General features: G+C 53.1%; 27 protein-coding genes. 22 read left to right on the plus strand and 5 right to left on the minus strand.

Translation table 11 applies throughout. From position 1 onward, the window contains the following. The first annotated feature begins 232 nt into the window (after nt 1-232). From glaH to csiR, 6 genes are all read left to right on the plus strand, one after another. Nucleotides 233-1,210 carry a glutarate dioxygenase GlaH gene (gene glaH / locus N0B36_RS12250; protein ID WP_016154132.1) on the plus strand — a complete coding sequence of 326 codons (978 nt, stop codon included), beginning with the start codon at nt 233-235 and terminating at the stop codon, nt 1,208-1,210. A gap of 19 nt (nt 1,211-1,229) precedes the next feature. Next, nucleotides 1,230-2,498, plus strand: coding sequence for an L-2-hydroxyglutarate oxidase (gene lhgO, locus N0B36_RS12255; protein ID WP_259688198.1), 1,269 nt, complete (start codon nt 1,230-1,232; stop codon nt 2,496-2,498). Nucleotides 2,499-2,521: 23 nt separating this feature from the next. After that, nucleotides 2,522-3,970, plus strand: a complete 1,449-nt coding sequence (gene gabD / locus N0B36_RS12260; RefSeq protein WP_259688199.1) for an NADP-dependent succinate-semialdehyde dehydrogenase — start codon at nt 2,522-2,524, stop codon at nt 3,968-3,970. Between the two features lie 25 nt (nt 3,971-3,995). Further along, the gene (gabT, locus tag N0B36_RS12265; RefSeq protein ID WP_101700153.1) at nt 3,996-5,279 is read left to right on the plus strand and encodes a 4-aminobutyrate--2-oxoglutarate transaminase; all 1,284 of its coding nucleotides are present in this window, start codon (nt 3,996-3,998) and stop codon (nt 5,277-5,279) included. A 152-nt stretch (nt 5,280-5,431) separates the two neighbouring features. Further along, nucleotides 5,432-6,832: a GABA permease gene (gabP, locus tag N0B36_RS12270; protein WP_016154136.1), complete on the plus strand. Its 1,401-nt coding sequence runs from the start codon at nt 5,432-5,434 to the stop codon at nt 6,830-6,832. A gap of 45 nt (nt 6,833-6,877) precedes the next feature. Further along, the gene (csiR, locus tag N0B36_RS12275; RefSeq protein ID WP_259688200.1) at nt 6,878-7,564 is read left to right on the plus strand and encodes a DNA-binding transcriptional regulator CsiR; all 687 of its coding nucleotides are present in this window, start codon (nt 6,878-6,880) and stop codon (nt 7,562-7,564) included. Between the two features lie 12 nt (nt 7,565-7,576). On the opposite strand, the gene lysM is transcribed toward csiR, so the two are convergent. Together lysM and N0B36_RS12285 are read right to left on the minus strand one after the other, a co-directional pair. Then, nucleotides 7,577-8,026 carry a peptidoglycan-binding protein LysM gene (gene lysM, locus N0B36_RS12280; protein ID WP_016154138.1) on the minus strand — a complete coding sequence of 150 codons (450 nt, stop codon included), beginning with the start codon at nt 8,024-8,026 and terminating at the stop codon, nt 7,577-7,579. 74 nt (nt 8,027-8,100) lie between these two features. Next, nucleotides 8,101-8,259, minus strand: coding sequence for a YqaE/Pmp3 family membrane protein (locus tag N0B36_RS12285; protein WP_003037242.1), 159 nt, complete (start codon nt 8,257-8,259; stop codon nt 8,101-8,103). A gap of 184 nt (nt 8,260-8,443) precedes the next feature. Here N0B36_RS12285 and N0B36_RS12290 point away from each other — a divergent pair, with 184 nt between their 5' ends. The 3 genes from N0B36_RS12290 to N0B36_RS12300 all read left to right on the plus strand — a co-directional run bounded on the left by N0B36_RS12290 (nt 8,444) and on the right by N0B36_RS12300 (nt 9,540). After that, on the plus strand, nt 8,444-8,743 hold the full coding sequence (locus N0B36_RS12290; RefSeq protein ID WP_016154139.1) for a helix-turn-helix transcriptional regulator: 300 nt from the start codon (nt 8,444-8,446) through the stop codon (nt 8,741-8,743). Nucleotides 8,744-8,752: 9 nt separating this feature from the next. Next, on the plus strand, nt 8,753-9,280 hold the full coding sequence (locus tag N0B36_RS12295) for a rhodanese family protein (protein WP_200108253.1): 528 nt from the start codon (nt 8,753-8,755) through the stop codon (nt 9,278-9,280). A gap of 80 nt (nt 9,281-9,360) precedes the next feature. After that, complete coding sequence (locus N0B36_RS12300) at nt 9,361-9,540, plus strand: hypothetical protein (protein WP_016154141.1); 180 nt, start codon at nt 9,361-9,363, stop codon at nt 9,538-9,540. 36 nt (nt 9,541-9,576) lie between these two features. Here the strand turns inward: N0B36_RS12300 and stpA are convergent, their stop codons facing one another. Beyond that, nucleotides 9,577-9,978 carry a DNA-binding protein StpA gene (gene stpA, locus N0B36_RS12305; RefSeq protein WP_153690102.1) on the minus strand — a complete coding sequence of 134 codons (402 nt, stop codon included), beginning with the start codon at nt 9,976-9,978 and terminating at the stop codon, nt 9,577-9,579. A gap of 557 nt (nt 9,979-10,535) precedes the next feature. On the opposite strand from stpA, the gene alaE reads away from it, so the two are divergent. Continuing rightward, the gene (gene alaE, locus N0B36_RS12310; protein WP_016154144.1) at nt 10,536-10,985 is read left to right on the plus strand and encodes an L-alanine exporter AlaE; all 450 of its coding nucleotides are present in this window, start codon (nt 10,536-10,538) and stop codon (nt 10,983-10,985) included. A 36-nt stretch (nt 10,986-11,021) separates the two neighbouring features. On the opposite strand, the gene N0B36_RS12315 is transcribed toward alaE, so the two are convergent. Next, a complete protein-coding gene (locus tag N0B36_RS12315; protein WP_016154145.1) occupies nt 11,022-11,372 on the minus strand; it encodes a DUF2002 family protein in 351 nt (116 codons plus the stop codon). Between the two features lie 124 nt (nt 11,373-11,496). Continuing rightward, nucleotides 11,497-12,831: a PLP-dependent aminotransferase family protein gene (locus N0B36_RS12320; protein ID WP_259688201.1), complete on the minus strand. Its 1,335-nt coding sequence runs from the start codon at nt 12,829-12,831 to the stop codon at nt 11,497-11,499. Between the two features lie 90 nt (nt 12,832-12,921). Between N0B36_RS12320 and N0B36_RS12325 the strand changes: the two genes are divergently transcribed. The 12 genes from N0B36_RS12325 to emrR all read left to right on the plus strand — a co-directional run bounded on the left by N0B36_RS12325 (nt 12,922) and on the right by emrR (nt 24,166). Next, complete coding sequence (locus N0B36_RS12325) at nt 12,922-13,353, plus strand: carboxymuconolactone decarboxylase family protein (RefSeq protein WP_131346641.1); 432 nt, start codon at nt 12,922-12,924, stop codon at nt 13,351-13,353. Between the two features lie 225 nt (nt 13,354-13,578). Then, the gene (gene nrdH / locus N0B36_RS12330; protein WP_016157297.1) at nt 13,579-13,824 is read left to right on the plus strand and encodes a glutaredoxin-like protein NrdH; all 246 of its coding nucleotides are present in this window, start codon (nt 13,579-13,581) and stop codon (nt 13,822-13,824) included. Further along, nucleotides 13,821-14,231: a class Ib ribonucleoside-diphosphate reductase assembly flavoprotein NrdI gene (gene nrdI, locus N0B36_RS12335; protein ID WP_016157298.1), complete on the plus strand. Its 411-nt coding sequence runs from the start codon at nt 13,821-13,823 to the stop codon at nt 14,229-14,231. The genes nrdH and nrdI overlap by 4 nt, the downstream gene beginning before the upstream one ends. After that, the gene (gene nrdE / locus N0B36_RS12340; RefSeq protein ID WP_047358818.1) at nt 14,204-16,348 is read left to right on the plus strand and encodes a class 1b ribonucleoside-diphosphate reductase subunit alpha; all 2,145 of its coding nucleotides are present in this window, start codon (nt 14,204-14,206) and stop codon (nt 16,346-16,348) included. The genes nrdI and nrdE overlap by 28 nt, the downstream gene beginning before the upstream one ends. Before the next feature lie 10 nt (nt 16,349-16,358). Further along, nucleotides 16,359-17,318: a class 1b ribonucleoside-diphosphate reductase subunit beta gene (gene nrdF, locus N0B36_RS12345; RefSeq protein ID WP_047499461.1), complete on the plus strand. Its 960-nt coding sequence runs from the start codon at nt 16,359-16,361 to the stop codon at nt 17,316-17,318. A 354-nt stretch (nt 17,319-17,672) separates the two neighbouring features. Then, on the plus strand, nt 17,673-18,875 hold the full coding sequence (gene proV, locus N0B36_RS12350; RefSeq protein WP_016157301.1) for a glycine betaine/L-proline ABC transporter ATP-binding protein ProV: 1,203 nt from the start codon (nt 17,673-17,675) through the stop codon (nt 18,873-18,875). Next, nucleotides 18,868-19,932: a glycine betaine/L-proline ABC transporter permease ProW gene (proW, locus tag N0B36_RS12355; RefSeq protein ID WP_016157302.1), complete on the plus strand. Its 1,065-nt coding sequence runs from the start codon at nt 18,868-18,870 to the stop codon at nt 19,930-19,932. Before proV ends, proW begins: the two co-directional genes overlap by 8 nt. 68 nt (nt 19,933-20,000) lie before the next feature. Further along, nucleotides 20,001-20,996, plus strand: coding sequence for a glycine betaine/L-proline ABC transporter substrate-binding protein ProX (gene proX / locus N0B36_RS12360; protein ID WP_016154154.1), 996 nt, complete (start codon nt 20,001-20,003; stop codon nt 20,994-20,996). A gap of 179 nt (nt 20,997-21,175) precedes the next feature. Continuing rightward, nucleotides 21,176-22,360, plus strand: coding sequence for an MFS transporter (locus N0B36_RS12365; protein ID WP_047358817.1), 1,185 nt, complete (start codon nt 21,176-21,178; stop codon nt 22,358-22,360). A 122-nt stretch (nt 22,361-22,482) separates the two neighbouring features. Beyond that, a complete protein-coding gene (locus tag N0B36_RS12370; protein WP_019077531.1) occupies nt 22,483-23,220 on the plus strand; it encodes an AzlC family ABC transporter permease in 738 nt (245 codons plus the stop codon). Beyond that, on the plus strand, nt 23,210-23,545 hold the full coding sequence (gene ygaH / locus N0B36_RS12375; protein WP_016154157.1) for an L-valine transporter subunit YgaH: 336 nt from the start codon (nt 23,210-23,212) through the stop codon (nt 23,543-23,545). Before N0B36_RS12370 ends, ygaH begins: the two co-directional genes overlap by 11 nt. Nucleotides 23,546-23,635: 90 nt before the next feature. Continuing rightward, complete coding sequence (gene emrR, locus N0B36_RS12380; RefSeq protein WP_003037300.1) at nt 23,636-24,166, plus strand: multidrug efflux transporter EmrAB transcriptional repressor EmrR; 531 nt, start codon at nt 23,636-23,638, stop codon at nt 24,164-24,166. The last annotated feature ends 69 nt before the right edge of the window (nt 24,167-24,235 follow it).

The raw sequence follows: 24,235 nt of genomic DNA on the forward strand, positions 1-24,235 counted from the left end.
GCGGCAGCATAATTAACTCTTTGTTTTAAAATAACATTACCTGTCCTCCCTTCTCCTCCCCGCACTTAACCTCACTTTTTATAATGTTAAATAATTGTTGTTTTTGATCACAAATAATAAACAAACAAGCCCATTCTGTGCGCGTTTTTCAAAAATGTAGATATTTTTAATTTATGGCTACGAAACGAGCTGCGCCATATCTCCCTGACAATCTACTGAGAGGAACGATTTGATGAACGCACTGACTGCCGTAAAACCGAACGCTGATGATCCAGCCCAGCACTACAGCGGTTTCACGTTGAAACCATCAGCCCAGTCCCCACGCCTGCTGGAGCTGACTTTTTCCGCTGAGACCACTGAGCAATTTCTGAAAGCCGTAGCGCAGTGGCCGGTGCAGGCACTGGAATACAAATCCTTCCTGCGCTTCAAAGTGGGCAAGATCCTCGACGACCTGTGCGGTAATCAGTTGCAGCCTTTGCTGCTGAAAACGTTGCTCGATCGTGCCGAAGGCGCACTACTGATCAACGCCGTTGGCGTGGATGATGTGGCACAGGCTGAAGAGATGGTCAAGCTGGCGACGGCGGTAGCGCATCTTATCGGGCGCTCCAATTTTGATGCGATGAGCGGTCAATACTATGCCCGTTTTGTGGTGAAAAACGTTGATAACTCAGACAGCTATCTGCGCCAGCCGCACCGTGTAATGGAGCTGCATAACGACGGAACCTACCTCGAAGAAATCACCGACTATGTGCTGATGATGAAGATTGACGAGCAGAACATGACCGGCGGTAACTCGCTGCTGCTGCACCTCGACGACTGGGAACATCTGGATCAGTACTTTACCCACCCGCTGGCGCGTCGCGCCATGCGCTTTGCCGCACCGCCAAGCAAAAACGTCAGCCAGGAAGTGTTCCATCCGGTGTTTGACGTTGACCAGCAGGGCCGCCCGGTGATGCGCTACATCGACCAGTTCGTCCAGCCTAAAGATTATGAAGAAGGCGTCTGGCTGAGCGATTTGTCCGATGCGTTGGAAACCAGCAAGGCCATTATTTCCGTTCCGGTTTCAGTCGGTAAATTCCTGCTAATCAACAACCTGTTCTGGTTGCACGGTCGCGATCGCTTCACCTCGCATCCTGACCTGCGCCGCGAACTGATGCGCCAGCGTGGTTATTTCGCTTACGCGACAAACCACTACCAGACCCATCAGTAAGCGCGAAGGAATAAAGCGGATGTATGATTTTGTGATTATTGGCGGCGGCATTATCGGCATGTCGACCGCCATGCAGCTGATTGATGTCTATCCGGACGCCAGAATCGCGCTGCTGGAAAAAGAGTCCGGCCCGGCCTGTCACCAGACGGGCCACAACAGCGGCGTAATTCATGCCGGGGTCTATTACACCCCTGGTAGCCTGAAGGCGCAGTTTTGCCTGGCCGGAAATCGCGCCACAAAAGCCTTTTGCGACCAAAACGGCATCCGCTACGACGTCTGCGGAAAAATGCTGGTTGCCACCTCCGAACTGGAAATGGAGCGCATGCGCGCGCTGTGGGCTCGCACCGCCGCTAACGGCCTTGAGCGCGAATGGCTGAATGCGCAGGAGCTTCGCGAGCGTGAACCCAACATCACCGGGCTGGGCGGTATTTTTGTTCCGTCGAGCGGGATCGTCAGCTACCGCGAAGTCACCGCCGCGATGGCGAAGATATTTCAGGCCAAAGGCGGTGAGATTATCTACAACGCTGAGGTCAGCGCGCTAAAAGAGCACGCTACGGGCGTTGTCGTACATACCCGTCAGGGTCAGGAATTTGAGGGAGCGACGCTGATTAGCTGCTCTGGCCTGATGGCGGACCGACTAGTGAAAATGCTCGGCGTTGAACCCGGCTTTATCATTTGTCCGTTCCGTGGCGAATATTTCCGTCTGGCGTCAGAACATAACCAGATAGTCAACCATCTGATCTACCCCATCCCCGACCCGGCGATGCCGTTTCTCGGCGTTCATCTGACCCGGATGATTGACGGCAGCGTCACCGTGGGCCCCAACGCGGTACTGGCATTTAAACGTGAAGGCTACCGTAAACGCGACTTCTCGCTCAGCGATACGCTGGAGATCCTCAGCTCTTCCGGCATTCGTCGCGTGCTGCAAAACAACCTGCGCTCAGGACTTGGCGAAATGAAGAATTCGCTGTGCAAAAGCGGTTATCTGCGGCTGGTACAAAAGTACTGCCCGAGTCTGACGCTCAAGGATCTGCAGCCCTGGCCTGCAGGCGTGCGGGCACAGGCTGTGTCGCCGGACGGCAAGCTAATCGACGATTTCCTGTTTGTCACCACGCCACGCTCAATTCACACCTGTAACGCGCCTTCTCCGGCAGCAACGTCGGCGATCCCTATCGGCGCGCATATTGTCAGCAAAGTTCATGCGCTGCTGGAGAACCAGAGTAATCCCGGACGCACGCTGCGTGCGGCACGTAGCGTGGAAACATTACACGCCGCATTCACCCGTTAAAACGATTTAGACAGGACGCAATTATGCAACTTAACGATCCAACCTTATTTCGCCAGCAAGCACTGATCGACGGCAACTGGCGTGACGCCAACAGCGGCGAGACCATCGCGGTGACCAACCCCGCCAACGGTCAGCAATTAGGTAGCGTACCGAAAATGGGGGCGGATGAAACCCGCGAAGCGATTAACGCCGCTAACCGCACTCTGCCCGCCTGGCGTGCGCTGACCGCCAAAGAGCGGGCCAACATCCTGCGCCGCTGGTTCAACCTGATGATTGAGCATCAGGACGATCTCGCCCGTCTGATGACCCTGGAACAGGGTAAACCGCTGGCAGAAGCCAAAGGTGAAATCACCTATGCCGCTTCCTTTATTGAGTGGTTTGCCGAAGAGGGCAAACGTATCTATGGCGATACGATCCCCGGCCACCAGGCCGACAAACGCCTAATCGTCATCAAACAGCCGATCGGCGTTACCGCCGCGATTACGCCGTGGAACTTCCCCGCGGCGATGATTACCCGCAAAGCCGGTCCGGCGCTGGCGGCTGGTTGCACAATGGTGCTTAAACCGGCCAGCCAGACTCCCTACTCCGCACTGGCGCTGGCAGAGCTTGCCAATCGCGCCGGGATCCCGGCAGGCGTTTTCAGCGTGGTGACCGGTTCAGCGAGCGCGGTCGGCAACGAGCTAACTGGCAACCCGCTGGTACGCAAGCTGTCATTTACCGGCTCAACCGAAATTGGCCGTCAGTTAATGCAGCAGTGCGCCAAAGACATCAAAAAAGTGTCGCTGGAGCTGGGCGGCAATGCGCCGTTTATCGTCTTTGACGATGCCGATCTCGATAAAGCCGTAGAAGGCGCACTGGCATCGAAGTTCCGTAACGCTGGCCAAACCTGTGTCTGCGCCAACCGCCTGTACGTGCAGGACGGCGTGTATGACCGTTTTGCCGAAAAACTCCAGCAGGCAGTGAGCAAACTGCACCTCGGTGATGGTCTGCAGCCTGACGTCACTACCGGACCGCTGATCGACGAGAAAGCGGTAGCCAAAGTGCAGGAACACATCGCCGATGCTCTGGATAAAGGCGCGCGCATTATCGCGGGTGGCAAACCTCACGCACTCGGCGGCAACTTCTTCCAGCCCACCATTTTGGTGGATGTGCCTGACAACGCGAAGGTCGCCAAAGAAGAGACGTTCGGCCCGCTGGCTCCGCTGTTCCGGTTTAAGGACGAGGCTGACGTCATCGCTCAGGCTAATGACACTGAGTTTGGTCTGGCCGCCTATTTCTACGCCCGTGATTTGAGCCGCGTCTTTCGCGTTGGCGAAGCGCTGGAATACGGCATTGTCGGGATTAACACCGGCATTATCTCCAACGAAGTCGCCCCGTTTGGGGGAATCAAAGCCTCCGGTCTTGGCCGTGAAGGATCGAAATACGGCATCGAAGACTACTTAGAAATCAAATATATGTGCATCGGCCTTTAATAAAATAAATACTGGAGAACACCTGATGAGCACCAACAAAGAACTTATGCAACGTCGCAGCAACGCCGTTCCCCGTGGCGTAGGACAAATCCACCCTATTTTTGCCGAGCGTGCAGAAAACTGTCGAGTCTGGGACGTTGAAGGCCGTGAATTCCTCGATTTTGCTGGCGGTATTGCGGTGCTGAACACCGGCCACCTGCACCCGCAGATCGTCTCTGCGGTAGAAGCACAGTTGAAAAAGCTGTCCCATACCTGTTTCCAGGTGCTGGCCTATGAGCCGTACCTGGAGCTGTGCGAAATCATGAATAAGAAAGTGCCGGGCGATTTCGCCAAAAAAACCCTGCTGGTGACAACCGGCTCGGAAGCGGTGGAAAACGCGGTGAAAATCGCCCGCGCCGCCACCAAACGAACCGGCACTATCGCCTTCAGCGGCGCTTACCACGGTCGAACCCACTACACCCTGTCGCTGACCGGGAAAGTAAACCCGTACTCTGCAGGAATGGGACTGATGCCGGGCCACGTGTACCGTGCGCTTTATCCTTGCCCGCTGCACGGCATCAGTGAAGACGATGCTATCGCCAGCATTCACCGTATCTTCAAAAATGATGCCGCTCCGGAAGATGTTGCCGCCATCGTGATTGAGCCCGTCCAGGGCGAAGGTGGTTTTTACGCCGCCTCTCCTGCTTTTATGCAACGTCTGCGCGCCATTTGTGACGAGCACGGCATCATGCTGATTGCCGATGAAGTACAGAGCGGCGCGGGCCGTACCGGTACGCTGTTCGCTATGGAGCAGATGGGCGTTGCGCCCGATCTCACCACCTTCGCCAAATCTATCGCCGGTGGCTTCCCGCTGGCGGGAGTGACCGGACGCGCCGAAGTCATGGACGCAATCCCACCGGGCGGTCTGGGCGGTACCTATGCCGGTAACCCGATTGCCTGTGCCGCCGCACTGGCGGTACTGAATATTTTCGAACAGGAAAATCTGCTGCAAAAAGCCAACGAGCTGGGGCAAACCCTGCGCGAAGGCCTGCTGGCTATCGCGGAAACCCACCGCGAGATTGGCGATGTACGCGGGCTGGGAGCGATGATCGCAATCGAACTGTTTGAAGACGGCGATCACACGAAACCAGACGCCAAACTGACCGCGGAAATCGTCGCGCGTGCGCGCGATAAAGGGCTGATCCTGCTCTCCTGCGGACCTTACTACAACGTACTGCGCATTCTTGTCCCACTGACCATTGAAGATGCCCAAATCCGCCAGGGGCTGGACATTATCGCTCAGTGTTTTGCCGAAGCGAAGCAGGGTTAACACCGCATTCGACCAATAAAAAACGCAATCCACAGGCCGGATAAGGCGGAGCCGCCATCCGGCAGACAGGGTCAATAACAATAATACGCGTGCCCCGGCGCGGGAATGCCGGGGTGCTCTCCCAAGTGAAATACTTTCGAGAGGTTTAAAAGATGGGGCAAGTGTCACAATCACATGATTTAGGGGGCGGGCTGAAATCACGCCACGTCACCATGCTGTCTATTGCCGGGGTTATCGGCGCAAGTTTGTTTGTGGGTTCAAGCGTGGCGATTGCAGAAGCCGGTCCCGCAGTATTACTGGCCTATCTGTTCGCCGGATTGCTGGTGGTGATGATTATGCGCATGCTGGCCGAAATGGCCGTTGCCACCCCGGATACCGGTTCCTTTTCCACCTACGCCGATAAGGCCATCGGGCCGTGGGCGGGTTATACCATCGGCTGGCTGTACTGGTGGTTCTGGGTGTTGGTTATCCCGCTGGAAGCGAATATCGCCGCCATCATTCTGCACTCCTGGGTTCCAGGCATTCCTATCTGGCTGTTTTCTCTGGTTATCACGTTGGCATTAACCGGCAGTAATTTGCTGAGCGTCAAAAATTACGGTGAGTTCGAGTTCTGGCTGGCGCTGTGCAAAGTGATTGCCATTCTGGCGTTTATCACTCTCGGCGCGGTGGCGATTAGCGGTTTCTATCCCTATGCCGAGGTCAGCGGAGTTTCGCGCCTGTGGGATCAGGGCGGCTTCATGCCCAACGGTTTTGGCGCGGTGATCAGCGCGATGCTAATCACCATGTTCTCCTTTATGGGCGCAGAGATTGTTACCATCGCCGCCGCCGAGTCCGACACCCCGGATAAGCACATCGTCCGCGCCACCAACTCGGTTATCTGGCGTATCTCCATCTTCTATCTGTGCTCTATTTTCGTGGTCGTCGCGCTGATTCCGTGGAACATGCCGGGACTGAAAGAGGTGGGCTCTTATCGCTCGGTGCTGGAGTTACTGCATATTCCACACGCGAAGCTGATCATGGACTGTGTCATATTACTGTCGGTAACCAGTTGTCTGAACTCCGCGCTGTATACGTCCTCGCGTATGCTTTACTCCCTGAGCCGTCGTGGCGATGCTCCCGCCTTTATGGGTAAAACGAACCGGAGTAAAACGCCTTATGTGGCGGTGCTGCTGTCTACGGGTGCCGCGTTCCTCACCGTGGTGGTCAACTATTACGCCCCGGCCAAGGTGTTCAAATTCCTGATCGACAGCTCCGGTGCCATCGCCCTGCTGGTTTATTTGGTGATTGCAATTTCCCAACTGCGGATGCGCAAAATCCTGCTGGCGCGAGGCGGTGAAATTAAACTGAAAATGTGGCTCTATCCGTGGCTTACCTGGCTGGTAATCGCCTTTATTATCTTTGTGTTGGTGGTGATGCTCTTTCGCCCGGCTCAACAACTGGAAGTTATCTCTACCGGGTTGTTAGCCATAGGAATTATTTGCACCGTGCCTATTATGTCACGCTGGAAAAAACTGCTATCGTGGCAAAAAGCACCGTTGCAAAATACGCATTAAACCTTTTCCCGGCGCAGGCCGGGAAAACCGTTCAGGAGTAAGACCATGACCGCCATTCCCCAACCGACGGCCATTGATGGATACCGCTGGCTGAAAAACGACATCATCCGCGGTGTGTATCAGCCTGATGAAAAACTGCGTATGAGCCTGCTGACCTCACGCTATGAGCTTGGCGTGGGACCGCTACGCGAAGCGCTTTCGCAGTTGGTTGCCGAGCGGCTGGTCACGGTGGTCAATCAGAAAGGGTATCGTGTCGCCCCAATGTCCGAACAGGAGTTGCTCGATATTTTCGATGCCCGCGCCAATATGGAAGCCATGCTGGTCGCGCTGGCCATTGAACGCGGCGACGACGCCTGGGAAGCTGAAATTCTGGCGCGGGCGCATATGCTCGGCAAGCTTGAAGCCGTTGACGCCAGTGAACAGATGCTCGACGAGTGGGATCAGCGCCATCAGGCTTTTCACTCGGCAATTGTCGCTGGCTGCGGTTCACAGTATCTGCTGCAAATGCGCGAACGGCTATTCGATTTGGCGGCGCGCTACCGGTTTATCTGGCTGCGAAAGACGGTGCTGTCGGTGGAGATGTTGGAAGATAAACACGATCAGCACCAAACCCTGACCGAAGCAATTCTGGCACGCGATGCCACACGTGCCAGCGAATTAATGCGCCAGCACCTGCTGACGCCCATTCCGATTATTCAACAAGCGATGTCCGGCAAATTGCTGACGCAATAAGCCTGAACATTCTTATTGTTCTGGAATACGCAAAACCTGCCCCGGATAAATTTTATCCGGGCTTTTCAGCATCGGTTTATTCGCTTCAAATATCTGGTTATACAGGTTGGCGTTACCGTATACCTGTTTGGCAATAGCGCTCAGGGTATCTCCTGATTTTACGGTATAAAACTGGCTTTCACTCGCCGGCGCAGAAGTTTTTACCTGATCGTCGACGCTGGCAATACCAGAGATATTGCCAATCGCAATCAGGATTTTTTCTTTCGCTTCCTGACTTAATCCATCGCCAGAAACGGTGGCTTTACCTTCGTTAATTTGGACGTTCACTTTATCCGCATCCGGGATGCCCGTTTTGTTCAGGTGTTCCTGTACCTTTTTTGCCAGATCGGCAGTGTCATGGTTGCCTGTAACCGCATCCCACAGTTTTTCACCCGCATCTTTTACAAAATTAAAGAGTCCCATATCCACCTCGGTAGTTAACAATCAACACCAGGAAGTGTAGCAGAGGAGAAAGAAGCGCCGTAGTAGAAGGGTAATTAGTTACGCGTTTGTATCCAGAAGGCGTGGATCAGACCCGGGATGTAGCCCAGCAGCGTCAGAACAATATTGAGGATAAATGCCCAGCCGAACCCCTTCCCCAGCAGCACGCCAAGCGGGGGCAGAATAATAGTAAAAACGATTCTCCAGAAACCCATACACACTCCATACAAGCAAAAAGTTACTCATTGTTTAAAAAGAGATTTTATCTCTAAGCATAGTCAGTGTACCTAACTCTGCCAGCCTTCCCCTGCTGTTTTACCCTCCTTTACGCTCTTTACGCTGGCGTACGTTGACCGATTATTTTAGAATAATCTTAATTTAGAAAATGCTTAAATACATATGACTGAACTTGAACAACTCCAGGCCAGCGCTGAGCAGGCTGCCGCCCTGCTAAAAGCGATGAGTAACCCGAAAAGGTTGCTGATTTTGTGCATGCTCTGCGGCTCACCCGGTACCAGCGCGGGCGAATTAGCCCGTGTTACCGGCCTGAGTCCTTCCGCCACTTCGCAGCATCTGGCGCGTATGCGTGAAGAGGGCCTGATAGACAGCCAACGCGATGCCCAGCGCATCCTGTACTCCATCAAAAATGCGGCCGTGAATTCACTGATCGCCACATTAAAAACACTGTATTGCCCATAAGGAGCCATCATGACCATTGGGACGATTTCCCCGCGCGAGGCGCAGACGCTGGTCGCACAAGGCGCAAAACTGATTGATATCCGCGATGCTGACGAGTATCAGTACGAGCATATTCCGGAGGCGCATCTGGCGCCATTACCTACGCTAGAGCAGGGATCGCTGCCTGCGAATTTACGCGCCGGGCAGGTGATTTTTCACTGCCAGTCAGGCAAACGTACACAAAACGCGGCGACAAAACTGAACGCTATTGCCGCGCCTGCGCAGGTCTGGTTGTTGGAAGGTGGTATTGACGGCTGGAAAGCCGCAGGTTTTCCGGTGGCAAAAGATCGTTCACAACCGTTACCGCTGATGCGCCAGGTGCAGATAGCCGCCGGCAGCCTTGCCTTACTCGGCGTCATTCTGGGCTACACCGTTAGCAGCGCCTTCTTCCTGCTGAGCGGTTTTGTGGGCGCCGGGCTAATACTCGCTGGCGTGACCGGCTTTTGCGGCATGGCGCGATTGCTGGATATCATGCCCTGGAACCGACGTACTCATTAAGCGGTAATCATTGAAACTGCGCTGTACCCGCTGATTGACGTGATCTATGGTGAGTTCTGCGATAAATAAAGGAGAGCAATATGTTTAAACCTGGCGATCTGGTTCAACCACGCATGGGTGGACCTAAACTGAAAGTTGTCGAAGTCAATGGCGATCACATTGTGGCGGTACACGCCAGTAATGAAAGCGGCGAAAAATTCACGCTAAAAGCAGCTGACGTGACGCGATATACCGAAGAGGGTGATTTTGGCGTTTGCTGAAAATAAGCGGTGAGGTCGCCCTCACCGCATTAATAATCAGATCAAAAAGTCATCAAGAGATTTACCGGCAGCCAGTGCCTGGGCAATTGGCTTCGGTGTGCGACCCTGTCCGGTCCATGTTTTTGTTTCACCATTGAGATCGGTAAAACGATATTTCGCCGGGCGCGGCTGACGTTTTTTAACTGAACCTGCCATCGCAGGCGTCATGCTCAGCAGCTCTTCCGGATTGATCCCGTCTGCCTGCATCAGCGCCAGCAAAGTATTAATTTTTTCCTGCTGTTCTGCACGTTGGCGCTGTAGTTGTTCTTCTTCATCGCGGCGTTCTTTGGTCACTACCCTGAATTTTTCAAGCATATCTTCCAGCACATCAACGGAAAATTCACGAGCCATTGCACGCAACGAGCGGATATTATTTAAGTTTTTTAACATTGAACTCATATTAACAAAACCTCTTTAACGTAAAACATAAAAACGGTATTACACTAAATATTGTATGCAACTGCTTATTATATTTCCAGTCTAATTTATTCGCATATTACTAATCAAAAAAGCTAATTCGTGTATTTATAGCATCCATTTTGATATCGCCTATGCGATATATTCTATTCCTCTGCTAGTCGCTATAAATATACCTGCAAGGAGTCTCAGGGTATCACTCGAGAAACAGGCCACAACATCACGCGGAGCCGGTGCGTATACATATTGCACATTAGTCAACATTGAGAAAAGGAGCGCAAAAAATTCAGAAAAACAAATTTCCATAACCCATTGATCTAAAATGCCTTTAATTAAATCAGCAACGAAAATACCAAAACGAACAAAAAACAAACCATTGCAGAGCATTTTATCGACAAAAAGGTAATAAATAAAAATTTTAAGCTAGTTGCTAGTTATTATCCAGGCAGATATCCTATTCAAACGCGAAAGCAGCAAGACAAATCACTAGCAAGAAGGTATTCAAAACCTTTTTTTCCCTTTTTACAAGGAGCATTAACATGTTCTCTCCGCAGTCACGCTTGCGTCATGCAGTAGCAGACACGTTCGCGATGGTTGTTTATTGTTCTGTCGTGAACATGTTGATCGAAATATTCCTTTCAGGAATGAGCTTCGAACAGTCTCTGTACTCCAGACTGGTGGCTATCCCCGTCAACATCCTGATCGCGTGGCCATACGGCATGTATCGCGATTTGTTTATGCGCGCGGCGCGTAAAGCCACGCAAGCAGGATGGGGGAAAAACCTGGCGGACGTGCTGGCTTATGTTACCTTCCAGTCACCAGTGTATGTGATTATTCTTTTGACGGTTGGCGCCGACTGGCACCAGATTACGGCTGCAGTAAGTTCGAACATCGTGGTATCAATGCTAATGGGCGCGGTCTATGGCTACTTTCTTGATTATTGCCGCCGCCTGTTTAAGGTCAGCAGCTATCATCAGGCTAAAGCCTGACAGATCTCTTCGCGACTGGCCCTGCCAGTCGCATTATTAGTTTGAACTAACGTCGCCAAACAACCCACTCAGATAACGCTCAAGCGCAATTCGCGAACTGAAGCCGTGCGGAATACCATAATGTTCGTGAGTCTCTCCGGCTAAATATAGCGGGAATTGCTGGTAGTGATCGCAGGTTTTAATATCCGTCGCAGGTTCCGCCAGCGAAGAGCTGCGCTCTTTTAGCGTGGGATGGATAACTAATGCGGTACGTCCCATACGTGCTTCACGGTTAACGTACACATAATTTTCGCCACGACGATAGCCGTACGTTTTTTGCGTCACTACATCGACGGTAAAGCCCACTTTTTCAAGTACGCGCGCCACCTCATCAGGTCGTAAATACATATATTTTCCTCGTTATCTTTTTTACTGCGGGCTTACCTTACCTGATTCAGCATTAGCAACGCTTTCAGAAAAGTCCATAAACGAGTGGCGATGGTGGGACGAATATCTTAAGAACCGCGCAGAATTATGTCAGCGACATCCGCAGTTGATACGCCGCCTGCTGCGCCATTTCCACCGAGCTGATGTTAGTAAACGACAACAATATTCCCCCCTTTCCTGCTGAAGTTATTCGCCAGCGGCTTAACGCCTGAACCGCCAGCCCGGCCTGATTCGCTTTGCGCACTAGCGCAACATCATCTCCGTCGACAGTTATCACCAGCTGAATCCCTCCTTCCTGAGGAATGACGTTAAATCCTTGTTCGCTCAGCGCGTTTTCCATCCATTGACGTCGCAGGGCATAATTCTGGCGCATACGTTTTAAGTGCCGCCAGAAGTGGCCATCTTGCATAAAATCCGCCAGCGTTTGCTGCCATAAAACCGGAACGCTACAGGCCGTTAGCGCCGCCTGCTGACGAAAATGTTCGACCTGAGTCAGGGGTACCACCAGCCATGCCGTGCGCAAAGCCGGAAACATCGATTTGCTGAACGTTCCGGCATAAATCACCCGCTGGGGCGCATCCAGACTTTTTAGCGGCGGCAACGGTTTACCGTGGTAGCGAAATTCACTGTCGTAATCATCTTCAATGATACACGCCTGCGCCCGAGTCGCCCATTCAAGCAGTTGGTGGCGACGGTCTAATGACAGGGCGACGCCCAGCGGACTTTGGTGTGCGGGTGTGAGCAGCACAAAACGCGCCTGCGGGTAGTCACGGATCCCAGCGCAGACATCCAGGCCATCGGCATCAACCGACACCGGCATCAGCTCAATGCGTTCCTGAGCCACCACGGGGTGAATCAACGGAAAGCCAGGATCTTCGACCCACATCCCCTCACCGGGTTGAGACAGAGCGCGCAGGATTAACGTCATTGATGCCGCGTAGCCTGAAGTAATAAAAATCTGCTCCGGCTGGCACTCAATACTGCGTGAGACGCGCAGGTAATCGACAATCGCCTGACGTAAAACCCGTTCGCCGCAAACATCGCCCACGGCCAGGTCAAAACGCGTTTGGGTGCGTAAACGCCGCCCCATCACCCGCGCCCAGACGTCCCGCGGGAAGAGATCGAGTGCGGGTAATCCCATCTGAAAAGGCTGCGGCCTGGGGTTTTCTCCGGCGAAGATGGCGGGAGACACAGGTGCGTTTTCCGGTCGCAGTTGCTCACTGACAAATGTTCCTGCCTGCCCGCGTCGCGCGAGCCAGCCCTGCGCCACCAGATCTGCATAGGCATTTTCCACCGTCGAACGTGATACCCCCAGCTCCTGGGCCCAGGTCCGACTGGAGGGTAATCTTGTGCCTGGCTTTAGTTCACCTTTCTCAATGGCGTTTTTTAACTGACGGGCGATTTGCTGATAGCGTGGCATTTATGGTCTGCTTTTTTGGCAACAATATGGCTCTCTGTAGCAGTCCATTATAGTGCTACATTGCGGGTCATCCAAACGAGGAGAAATACCATGACAATGTTACGCCAGCCCTATTATGAACTCAGTCCTGAAATCTATAACGCTTTGGTTCAGGCCAGCAAAGCGCTGGAAAACTGCGCGCTGGAACCTACGCTGACGGAACTGATTTACCTGCGAGTCTCGCAAATCAACGGCTGCGCCTTTTGCCTGGAAATGCACAGTAAGGCGCTGCGCAAATCCGGTGTTGCGCAGGCCAAACTGGACGCGCTGGCAGGCTGGCGGGTGAGTCATCACTTCAGCGAGCAGGAGCGTGCGGCGCTGGCGTGGGCCGAATCCGTCACCCATATAGCCAGCACCCATGCTGAAGATGACGTTTATCTGCCGCTGCTCAACCATTTTAGCGCGAAAGAGATTAGCGATCTGACGTTTGCTATTAGCCTGATGAACTGCTTTAACCGTCTGGCGGTAGGGATGCGCATGTGATTCTGCGCCGCCGGATGGCGACATAAACGCCATCCGGCAACCTGCCATAGTTCCTATAACTTCCTCCGTCACGCTCATCACCCATGCCCTCATCAATCTAAAATTACCATATCTTGTATGGTTGAATCTTTTTAAAACTACATCTAGTATCTTCTCTATCAAGACACACACAACCTGACGCCCTCTATCGCGTCATTCTCTTACTTTTAGATGGAAATACGAATCATGCGCATTGTTATTTACACTCGTAACAACTGTGTTCAGTGCCACGCCACTAAGCGGGCGATGGAAAGCCGCGGGTTTGACTTTGAGATGGTAAACGTCGATTTACACCCCGATATGGCTGATCGCCTGCGCGATCAAGGCTTTCGTCAGTTACCGGTCGTGGTCGCAGGGGAAACCAGTTGGTCAGGATTTCGCCCGGACATGATCAACCGTCTGCGCCCGGCTCCTCAAGTGGCCAGCGCATGAGTCAGCTCGTCTACTTTTCCAGCAGCTCCGAAAATACGCACCGCTTCATGCAGCGTCTGGGGCTGCCTGCCATCCGCATTCCGCTTAACGAACGCGAGCGGATCCGGGTAGACGAACCTTACATTTTAATCGTGCCCTCCTACGGTGGCGGCGGTACAGCTGGCGCGGTCCCGAGACAGGTGATCCGCTTTTTAAACGATACGCACAACCGGGCGTTAATCCGTGGAGTGATCGCCTCCGGCAATCGCAATTTCGGGGATGCCTACGGTCGCGCGGGTGATGTCATCTCACAAAAATGCGGCGTGCCGTGGCTCTATCGCTTTGAGCTGATGGGCACCCAAAGCGATATCGACAACGTGCAAAAAGGAGTGAGCGAATTTTGGCAACGACAACCGCAGAACGTGTAGAACAGCAGACGCTGGATTATCACGCCCTGAACGCCATGCTGAATCTGTACGATAAGGCCGGGCGCATTCAGTTCGACAAAGACCATCAGGCGGTGGAAGCATTCTTTACCGCCCACGTCCGCCCCAACTCGGTGGCGTTTGCCAGCCAGCAGGCGCGTCTGGACACGTTGGTGGATGAAGGCTATTACGATGCCAGCGTGTTAGCCCGCTACGATCGCGCGTTTGTGCTGAAGCTATTCGCCCACGCCCACGCCAGCGGATTCCGTTTCCAGACGTTCCTCGGCGCATGGAAGTTCTACACCAGCTATACGCTGAAAACGTTCGACGGGAAGCGCTATCTCGAAGACTTTGAGGATCGCGTAACGATGGTGGCGCTCACGCTGGCGCAGGGCGATGAAGCGCTCGCTCTGCAACTGACCGATGAAATGCTCTCCGGGCGTTTTCAACCCGCCACGCCAACCTTTTTAAACTGCGGTAAACAGCAACGCGGCGAGCTGGTTTCCTGCTTCCTGTTACGCATTGAAGACAACATGGAGTCAATTGGACGGGCGGTCAACTCGGCGCTGCAACTCTCCAAACGCGGCGGCGGCGTGGCATTTTTGCTCTCTAACCTGCGTGAGGCAGGTGCGCCCATTAAGCGCATTGAGAACCAGTCCTCTGGGGTGATCCCGGTAATGAAAATGCTGGAGGATGCGTTTTCTTATGCGAATCAATTAGGGGCGCGTCAGGGTGCGGGCGCGGTGTATCTGCACGCGCATCATCCGGATATTTTGCGTTTTCTCGATACCAAACGTGAAAACGCCGACGAGAAGATCCGTATCAAAACGCTCTCGCTTGGTGTGGTGATCCCGGATGTCACCTTCCAGTTAGCCAAAGAAAATGCCCAAATGGCGCTGTTTTCACCGTATGACGTGGAACGCATTTACGGCAAACCATTCGGTGATATCGCCGTAACTGAACGGTATGACGAACTGGTTGCCGACAAACGAGTGCGCAAAAAATACATTAACGCCCGCGATTTCTTCCAGCGACTGGCCGAGATCCAGTTCGAGTCCGGCTACCCTTACATCATGTTTGAAGACACGGTGAATCGCGCCAATCCGATTGCCGGTCGTATCAATATGAGCAACCTGTGCTCGGAGATTTTGCAGGTTAACAGCGCTTCCACCTACGATGAAAACCTCAATTACGCACAAACAGGGCACGATATCTCCTGCAACCTCGGCTCGTTGAATATCGCTCATACCATGGATTCGCCAGACTTTGGGCGCACCGTGGAAACGGCGGTTCGCGGTTTAACGGCCGTTTCGGACATGAGCCATATCCGCAGCGTACCCTCAATTGAGGCCGGGAACAGCGCATCGCACGCCATCGGTCTTGGGCAGATGAACCTGCACGGGTATCTGGCACGGGAAGGTATCGCCTACGGCTCACCTGAAGGGCTGGATTTCACCAATCTCTATTTCTACACCATCACCTGGCATGCGCTGAATACGTCGATGAAGCTCGCCCGGGAACGCGGCAAAACCTTTGCCGGATTCAGGCAGTCCCGCTACGCCAGCGGTGAGTATTTTAACCAGTATCTGCAGGGCGACTGGCAGCCAAAAACTGCCAAGGTTCGCACACTGTTTGCCGCCAGCGGCATTACGCTGCCAACGCGCGAAATGTGGTCGCAGCTGCGTGAAGATGTCATGCGCTACGGCATTTATAACCAGAATTTACAAGCGGTTCCGCCAACGGGTTCTATCTCCTACATCAACCATGCGACATCAAGCATTCACCCGATCGTGTCAAAAGTGGAGATTCGCAAAGAGGGCAAAACCGGGCGCGTTTACTACCCTGCCCCGTTTATGACCAATGAGAATCTGGCCTTGTATCAGGATGCCTACGAGATTGGTCCACAAAAAATCATTGATACCTACGCTGAAGCAACGCGGCATGTCGATCAGGGGCTTTCACTGACGCTCTTTTTCCCCGATACCGCCACCACTCGCGATATCAACAAAGCGCAGATTTACGCCTGGCGTAAGGGCATCAAATCGCTGTATTACATCCGACTACGCCAGTTGGCGCTGGAAGGAACCGAAATCGAAGGTTGCGTGTCATGCGCGCTGTAAGGAGGACAACATGACATTATCCCGCGTGAGTGCCATCAACTGGAACAAGATTGAGGATGATAAAGATCTCGAGGTTTGGAATCGCCTGACCAGTAACTTCTGGCTACCGGAAAAGGTCCCGCTCTCCAACGATATCCCGGCCTGGCAAACGTTGAACGCCGCCGAACAGCAGCTGACTATCCGCGTTTTTACCGGGCTGACGCTGCTCGACACTATTCAGAACATAGCCGGTGCGCCAGCATTGATGGCCGATTCGTTAACGCCGCATGAAGAGGCGGTGCTATCGAATATCAGCTTTATGGAAGCGGTGCACGCCCGTTCGTACAGCTCAATTTTCTCCACTCTTTGCCAGACCAAAGACGTGGATGCGGCTTACGCGTGGAGTGAAGAAAATACCCCACTCCAGCGCAAGGCACAGATCATTTTGACACATTACGCCAGCGACGAACCGTTGAAGAAAAAAATTGCCAGCGTATTTCTGGAATCCTTCCTGTTCTATTCCGGCTTCTGGTTGCCAATGTATTTCTCCAGCCGCGGAAAACTGACCAATACCGCCGATCTCATTCGTCTGATCATTCGTGATGAAGCCGTTCACGGGTATTACATTGGTTATAAATATCAAAAAGGTCTGGAGCACATTTCTGAATCCGCACGCGAGGAGTTAAAGAATTTTGCCCTCGATCTGCTGATGGAATTGTATGATAACGAAGCGCGTTATACGGAAGAATTGTATGCACAAACCGGCTGGGTGGATGACGTCAAAGCCTTCCTTTGCTACAACGCCAATAAGGCATTAATGAATTTGGGGTATGAGGCATTATTCCCGCCAGAAATGGCGGAGGTTAACCCGGCAATCCTTGCTGCGCTGTCGCCCAACGCTGACGAAAACCACGATTTCTTCTCGGGTTCCGGCTCATCATACGTGATGGGAAAAGCTGTCGAAACCGAAGACGACGACTGGAATTTCTAGCACTCATTTCCGCGGGAAATACCGTACATTTTTCGCGGAAATATTTTAACAGGATCACACTTTTGTCGTGCAAATATAATTGTGTGATCTACACTCAATATCAGACGCATTATTCGCCTGCATTTCAGCAATTCAGGCGACTTTTCATTGCCATTTACAAAAAATATTACCCCATTCACATTCGCGCTCAGCCCTTATATCACGGGAAGTCCCGCCACATGGCCTTCGGCAATATTCGTGCCACAAACAAATTCAGGGTTGTCTCAGATTCTCAGTATGTTAGGGTAGAAAAAGGTCACTATTTCCATCAGGTAATATATCGATATAAACAAATAACAGGAATCATTCTATTGCATGGCAATTAAATTAGAAGTTAAAAATCTCTATAAGATATTTGGAGAGCATCCGCAGAGAGCCTTCAAATATATTGAAAAAGGACTTTCAAAAGAGCAGATTCTGGATAAAACAGGGCTATCGCTTGGCGTTAAGAACGCCAGTCTGGCCATTGAAGAAGGCGAGATATTTGTCATCATGGGATTATCCGGTTCGGGTAAATCCACAATGGTACGCCTTCTCAATCGCCTGATTGAACCCACCCGCGGGCAAGTATTGATTGACGGCGTAGACATCGCCCGGATATCCGATGCTGAGCTTCGCGAGGTGCGCAGAAAAAAGATTGCGATGGTTTTCCAGTCCTTTGCCCTGATGCCGCACATGACGGTCCTGGACAATACGGCATTCGGCATGGAATTAGCCGGTGTTGGCGCGGATGAACGTCGTGAAAAAGCGTTAGATGCGCTACGCCAGGTTGGTCTGGAGAATTATGCTCACGGATACCCGGATGAACTTTCCGGAGGGATGCGCCAGCGTGTGGGCCTCGCCCGTGCATTAGCCATTAACCCTGACATCTTATTAATGGATGAGGCCTTTTCTGCCCTCGATCCGTTAATTCGTACCGAGATGCAGGATGAACTGGTAAAACTACAGGCGAAACATCAACGTACCGTGGTCTTTATTTCCCACGATCTCGACGAAGCTATGCGTATTGGCGACAGAATTGCCATTATGCAAAACGGTGAAGTGGTCCAGGTCGGCACGCCAGATGAAATCCTGAATAATCCGGCCAATGATTATGTACGCACCTTCTTCCGCGGCGTTGATATTAGCCAGGTCTTTAGTGCCAAGGATATTTCACGTCGTAGCCCTGAAGGTTTAATTCGTAAAACGCCCGGGGTCGGTCCACGTTCAGCGCTGCAATTATTGCAGGACAAAGATCGCGAATATGGTTACGTGATCGAGCGCGGCAATAAATTCGTCGGCGTTGTCTCTATCGACTCTTTAAAAACAGCATTAAGTCAGGCGCAAGGTATTGAAGCGGCATTGATCGATGAGCCGCTAGCCGTGGATGCACAAACTCCTCTCAGCGAGTTGCTTTCTCATGTCGGCCAGGCCCCGTGCGCGGTGCCGGTTGTTGATGAGGAACAGCAGTATGTGGGCATTATTTCAAAACGCATGCTGTTACAGGCTTTAGATCGTGAGGGGGCAAACAATGGCTGATCAAACCAATCCGTGGGATACCACACCAGCGGCCGACAGTGCCGCACAAACCGCCGATGCCTGGAGTACGCCATCAGGCGCGCCAGCTGACGGCGGTGGCGCAGACTGGCTGACCAGCGCACCCGCGCCGGCGCCAGAGCATTTCAATATTATGGATCCGTTCCATAAAACGCTGATCCCGCTGGATAGCTGGGTCACAGAAGGGATCGACTGGGTCGTTACCCATTTCCGTCCGGTCTTCCAGGGCATTCGAGTCCCGGTGGATTATATTCTCAACGGCTTCCAGCAGCTTCTGTTGGGTATGCCAGCCCCGGTGGCGATTATCCTGTTCGCTCTGATTGCCTGGCAGATTTCCGGCGTTGGAATGGGCGTTGCTACGCTGATTTCATTGATTGCAATCGGGGCCATCGGCGCGTGGTCGCAGGCCATGATCACCCTGGCGCTGGTACTAACCGCGCTGCTGTTCTGCGTGGTGATCGGTCTACCCATGGGGATCTGGTTGGCGCGCAGTCCACGGGCGGCAAAAATTGTTCGTCCGCTGCTGGACGCCATGCAAACCACACCGGCGTTCGTCTATCTGGTGCCGATCGTCATGCTGTTTGGTATCGGCAACGTCCCGGGCGTGGTGGTGACGATTATCTTCGCCCTGCCGCCAATCGTGCGTCTGACCATTCTGGGGATTAACCAGGTGCCAGCCGACTTGATTGAAGCCTCGCGCTCATTTGGCGCCAGCCCGCGTCAGATGCTGTTTAAAGTCCAGCTCCCGCTGGCGATGCCTACCATTATGGCCGGGGTCAACCAGACGCTGATGCTGGCGCTCTCAATGGTCGTCATCGCGTCGATGATCGCCGTCGGCGGACTGGGTCAGATGGTTCTGCGCGGAATCGGTCGTCTGGATATGGGGCTTGCCACCGTCGGCGGGGTTGGGATCGTGATCCTCGCCATCATTCTCGACCGCCTGACGCAGGCTGTCGGTCGCGACGCCCGTAGCCGTGGTAACCGTCGCTGGTACACCACCGGTCCCGTTGGGCTTATCACTCGCCCATTCACGAAGTAATTCACCCGTTGCCCGGTGGCGCATTGCTTACCGGGCCTATACGTCCCTCCAATAATTAAGGAACAACGATGCGACAGAACGTCATTATTGCCACAGCGTTTGCCACCCTTGTCTCCACCAGCACTTTCGCTGCCGATCTGCCAGGCAAAGGCATCACTGTACAGCCAATCCAGAGCACTATCTCTGAAGAATCCTTCCAGACGCAACTGGTCGCCCGTGCGCTGGAGAAACTGGGTTATACCGTTAACAAAACAAGCGAAGTTGACTACAACGTCGGCTATACCTCCATTGCCTCTGGCGATGCAACTTTTACCGCTGTGAACTGGCAGCCGCTGCATGATGATATGTATGCCGCAGCGGGCGGAGACAAAAAGTTCTATCGCGAGGGGGTATTCGTTACGGGTGCCGCGCAAGGTTATCTGATCGATAAAAAAACCGCTGAGCAGTATAAAATCACCAACATTGCCCAGTTAAAAGATCCGAAGATCGCCAAAATCTTTGACACCAACGGCGACGGAAAAGCAGACATGATGGGCTGCTCGCCGGGCTGGGGCTGCGAAGCGGTGATCAACCACCAGAACAAAGCCTTCGATCTGGAAAAAACCGTCGAGGTCAGCCACGGTAACTATGCGGCGATGATGGCTGACACCATTACCCGCTTTAAAGAAGGCAAACCCATTCTTTACTACACCTGGACACCGTACTGGGTGAGCGACGTTATGAAACCGGGTAAAGATGTGGTCTGGCTGCAGGTGCCGTTCTCTTCCCTGCCAGGCGAGCAGAAAGACATTGATACCAAGCTGCCAAACGGCGCCAACTACGGCTTCCCGGTGAACACTATGCATATCGTCGCCAACAAAGCCTGGGCGGAGAAAAACCCGGCTGCGGCGAAACTGTTTGCCGTCATGAAGCTGCCGCTGGCGGATATCAACGCGCAGAACGCGATGATGCACGACGGGAAAGCATCTGAAGCCGACGTACAGGGTCACGTTGACGGCTGGATCAAAGCCCACCAGCAACAGTTTGATGGCTGGGTGAAAGAAGCGCTGGCTGCGCAGAAATAACCCCCTCGTAGGCCTGATAAGCGTAGCGCCATCACACCAATGCTGGATGGTGGCGCGATGCGCCTTATCCGGCCTACACGCCCTCCTCCCAACCACACAATCCATCACCCAACAAATCAGCAACATTTAATCACTTACGTTATGATTGTTTTCTGCAACCCATTTTTCAGTTGAAAACCATGACGAAAACCACTCAGGGACTTAGCCCTTCGCTGATCCTGTTAATGTCTATCGCCACCGGCCTCGCCGTCGCCAGTAACTATTACGCGCAGCCGCTGCTCGACACCATCGCACGTAACTTTTCGCTATCGGCCAGCACCGCTGGCTTTATCGTCACCGCGGCCCAGCTCGGCTATGCCGCCGGCCTGCTGTTTTTAGTACCGCTTGGCGATATGTTTGAACGTCGGATGCTGATCGTCTCCATGACGCTGTTAGCGGCAGGCGGCATGCTTATTACCGCCAGCAGCCAGTCGCTGGGCATGCTGATCCTCGGCACCGCCCTTACCGGATTGTTCTCGGTAGTGGCACAGATTCTGGTTCCGCTGGCGGCGACGCTTGCCACGCCGGATAAGCGCGGTAAAGTTGTCGGCACCATTATGAGCGGCCTGCTGCTGGGTATCCTGCTGGCGCGCACCGTGGCGGGATTACTGGCCAATCTTGGCGGCTGGCGCACCGTATTTTGGGTCGCATCGATATTAATGGCGCTGATGGCGATTGCGCTGTGGCGCGGTCTGCCGAAGATGAAATCAGATACTCATCTCAACTATCCGCAACTGTTAGGCTCCGTATTCAGCCTGTTTATCCATGATAAATTGCTGCGTACCCGCGCGATGTTGGGCTGCCTGACCTTTGCCAATTTCAGTATTCTCTGGACCTCTATGGCGTTTTTGCTCGCCGCGCCGCCGTTTAACTACTCCGAAGGAACGATCGGGCTGTTTGGCCTGGCAGGGGCCGCAGGGGCGTTAGGCGCGCGTCCGGCAGGTGGTTTTGCCGATAAGGGAAAATCACATCTCACCACGACCACAGGTCTGTTATTACTGCTGCTCTCCTGGTGGGCTATCTGGTTAGGGCATAGTTCCGTACCAATGCTGATTATCGGTATCCTGGTCCTGGACCTCACCGTTCAGGGTGTGCATATCACCAACCAGACGGTTATCTATCGCATTCATCCGGACGCGCGTAATCGCCTGACCGCCGGATACATGACCAGCTATTTTATTGGCGGGGCGGCAGGTTCGCTGATTTCGGCCTCCGCCTGGCAGCATGCCGGTTGGGCTGGCGTTTGTCTGGCCGGTACGACAGTTGCCCTACTCAACCTGTTGGTCTGGTGGCGAGGATATCACCGTCAGGAAGCCGTAAATTAAGCATATAGCGTATGTTTACCGCTGATTGGGCTCCGCAGGGTGTTAAGGAGCCCATCAGTCTGCTAAGGTTATAACTCATTGAACCAATTTATATTAATTTCGGTAATGAAACCTATAACCCTATGGAAAGCCCGATATCCCAGTCTGAACCCAGTTCTGCGACGCTAACTGAAGGATTCAAAGACAGCCTGCCAATAGTCATCAGCTATATTCCGGTCGCTTTTGCATTTGGTCTCAATGCCACTCGCCTTGGCTTTACTCCGGTTGAAAGCGTGTTTTTCTCCTGCATTATCTATGCGGGAGCCAGCCAGTTTGTCATCACCACAATGCTCGCCGCAGGCAGTTCTTTGTGGGTCGCCGCACTGACCGTCATGGCCATGGATGTACGCCATGTTTTGTACGGACCTTCCCTGCGTAGCCGAATCGCCCAGCGACTGAGCAAACCCAAAAGCGCGCTGTGGGCCTTTGGCCTCACCGATGAAGTCTTTGCCGCCGCCACGGCGAAGCTGGTACGGGATAACCGGCGCTGGAGTGAAAACTGGATGATCGGCATTGCGCTATGCTCCTGGGCCTCCTGGGTGTTTGGCACGGTGATCGGCGCGTTTTCCGGTAGTGGTTTACTCAAGGATTACCCGGCAGTTGAAGCGGCGTTGGGCTTCATGCTCCCGGCGCTGTTCATGAGCTTCCTGCTCGCCTCTTTCCAGCGTCAACAAGCACTTTGTGTAACTGCAGCACTGGCCGGCGCGCTGGCTGGCGTCATGCTGTTTTCCATTCCTGCCGCCATCCTTGCAGGCATTGTCTGCGGATGCCTGACGGCTCTTATCCAGTCATTTTGGCAGGGAGGTCCCGATGAGCTATGAGGTCCTGCTGCTTGGCCTGCTGGTCGGCTGCGTTAACTACTGTTTTCGTTATTTGCCGCTCCGTCTTGGAGTGGGGAATGTTCGCCCGACGAAGCGCGGCGCGACGGGCATATTACTCGACACCATTGGCATTGCATCAATTTGCGCCCTGTTGGTGGTGTCTACCGCGCCAGAAGTGATGCACGACTCTCGTCGGTTCGTGCCTACGCTGGTGGGGTTTGTCATACTGGGCGCAAGCTTCTATAAGACCCGCAGCATCATCATTCCAACCTTACTGAGTGCTCTGGGCTATGGATTAGCCTGGAAAATGCTGATTGTCTTATAGATAAAAACAATCATTTTAAATAAATAATACATTTACTTTATTTGTCACTGTCGTTACTATATCGGCTGAAATTAATGAGGTTATACCCAAATGGATAGTTCGTTTACGCCCATTGAACAAATGCTAAAATTTCGCGCCAGCCGCTACGAAGAGTTCCCTTATCAGGAAGTGCTTCTGACTCGTCTATGCATGCACATGCAGGGCAAGCTGCTGGAAAACCGCAATAAGATGCTGAAAGCTCAAGGGATTAACGAGACATTGTTTATGGCGTTGATTACGCTGGAGTCTCAGGAAAACCACAGTATTCAGCCTTCTGAACTGAGTTGCGCGCTTGGCTCGTCACGCACTAACGCAACCCGCATTGCGGATGAGTTAGAAAAACGTGGCTGGATCGAACGTCGCGAAAGCGATAACGATCGCCGCTGTCTGCATCTGCAATTGACCGAGAAAGGCCACGCATTTTTGCAAGAGGTGTTACCGCCTCAGCATAACTGCCTGCATCAGCTTTGGTCATCTCTCAGCACCACCGAAAAAGATCAGCTTGAGCAAATTACCCGTAAACTTCTGACCCGTCTTGACCAGATGGAGCAGGATGGCGCGGTATTAGAAGCGTTGCGCTAACGCGCCGACTCGCTCAGAAATCCAGATTTATAAATGAAAAAACCGACAGGCCAGCACGCATACTGCTGG

Source organism: Citrobacter sp. XY323 (genome assembly GCF_025106035.1).
Lineage (GTDB): Bacteria > Pseudomonadota > Gammaproteobacteria > Enterobacterales > Enterobacteriaceae > Citrobacter > Citrobacter braakii.

What these genes read in the sequence shown, in the direction of transcription:
- N0B36_RS12300 (WP_016154141.1), top strand. Translation starts at nt 9,361, where the DNA reads ATGTTTAAACCTGGCGATCTGGTTCAACCACGCATGGGTGGACCTAAA.
- alaE (WP_016154144.1), top strand. Translation starts at nt 10,536, where the DNA reads ATGTTCTCTCCGCAGTCACGCTTGCGTCATGCAGTAGCAGACACGTTC.
- glaH (WP_016154132.1), top strand. Translation starts at nt 233, where the DNA reads ATGAACGCACTGACTGCCGTAAAACCGAACGCTGATGATCCAGCCCAG.
- N0B36_RS12365 (WP_047358817.1), top strand. Translation starts at nt 21,176, where the DNA reads ATGACGAAAACCACTCAGGGACTTAGCCCTTCGCTGATCCTGTTAATG.
- lhgO (WP_259688198.1), top strand. Translation starts at nt 1,230, where the DNA reads ATGTATGATTTTGTGATTATTGGCGGCGGCATTATCGGCATGTCGACC.
- nrdI (WP_016157298.1), top strand. Translation starts at nt 13,821, where the DNA reads ATGAGTCAGCTCGTCTACTTTTCCAGCAGCTCCGAAAATACGCACCGC.
- N0B36_RS12285 (WP_003037242.1), bottom strand. Translation starts at nt 8,259, where the DNA reads ATGGGTTTCTGGAGAATCGTTTTTACTATTATTCTGCCCCCGCTTGGC.
- N0B36_RS12315 (WP_016154145.1), bottom strand. Translation starts at nt 11,372, where the DNA reads ATGTATTTACGACCTGATGAGGTGGCGCGCGTACTTGAAAAAGTGGGC.
- gabT (WP_101700153.1), top strand. Translation starts at nt 3,996, where the DNA reads ATGAGCACCAACAAAGAACTTATGCAACGTCGCAGCAACGCCGTTCCC.
- emrR (WP_003037300.1), top strand. Translation starts at nt 23,636, where the DNA reads ATGGATAGTTCGTTTACGCCCATTGAACAAATGCTAAAATTTCGCGCC.
- nrdH (WP_016157297.1), top strand. Translation starts at nt 13,579, where the DNA reads ATGCGCATTGTTATTTACACTCGTAACAACTGTGTTCAGTGCCACGCC.
- proX (WP_016154154.1), top strand. Translation starts at nt 20,001, where the DNA reads ATGCGACAGAACGTCATTATTGCCACAGCGTTTGCCACCCTTGTCTCC.
- N0B36_RS12320 (WP_259688201.1), bottom strand. Translation starts at nt 12,831, where the DNA reads ATGCCACGCTATCAGCAAATCGCCCGTCAGTTAAAAAACGCCATTGAG.
- stpA (WP_153690102.1), bottom strand. Translation starts at nt 9,978, where the DNA reads ATGAGTTCAATGTTAAAAAACTTAAATAATATCCGCTCGTTGCGTGCA.
- proW (WP_016157302.1), top strand. Translation starts at nt 18,868, where the DNA reads ATGGCTGATCAAACCAATCCGTGGGATACCACACCAGCGGCCGACAGT.
- gabD (WP_259688199.1), top strand. Translation starts at nt 2,522, where the DNA reads ATGCAACTTAACGATCCAACCTTATTTCGCCAGCAAGCACTGATCGAC.
- N0B36_RS12290 (WP_016154139.1), top strand. Translation starts at nt 8,444, where the DNA reads ATGACTGAACTTGAACAACTCCAGGCCAGCGCTGAGCAGGCTGCCGCC.
- nrdF (WP_047499461.1), top strand. Translation starts at nt 16,359, where the DNA reads ATGACATTATCCCGCGTGAGTGCCATCAACTGGAACAAGATTGAGGAT.
- N0B36_RS12295 (WP_200108253.1), top strand. Translation starts at nt 8,753, where the DNA reads ATGACCATTGGGACGATTTCCCCGCGCGAGGCGCAGACGCTGGTCGCA.
- N0B36_RS12370 (WP_019077531.1), top strand. Translation starts at nt 22,483, where the DNA reads ATGGAAAGCCCGATATCCCAGTCTGAACCCAGTTCTGCGACGCTAACT.
- gabP (WP_016154136.1), top strand. Translation starts at nt 5,432, where the DNA reads ATGGGGCAAGTGTCACAATCACATGATTTAGGGGGCGGGCTGAAATCA.
- ygaH (WP_016154157.1), top strand. Translation starts at nt 23,210, where the DNA reads ATGAGCTATGAGGTCCTGCTGCTTGGCCTGCTGGTCGGCTGCGTTAAC.
- lysM (WP_016154138.1), bottom strand. Translation starts at nt 8,026, where the DNA reads ATGGGACTCTTTAATTTTGTAAAAGATGCGGGTGAAAAACTGTGGGAT.
- csiR (WP_259688200.1), top strand. Translation starts at nt 6,878, where the DNA reads ATGACCGCCATTCCCCAACCGACGGCCATTGATGGATACCGCTGGCTG.
- N0B36_RS12325 (WP_131346641.1), top strand. Translation starts at nt 12,922, where the DNA reads ATGACAATGTTACGCCAGCCCTATTATGAACTCAGTCCTGAAATCTAT.
- proV (WP_016157301.1), top strand. Translation starts at nt 17,673, where the DNA reads ATGGCAATTAAATTAGAAGTTAAAAATCTCTATAAGATATTTGGAGAG.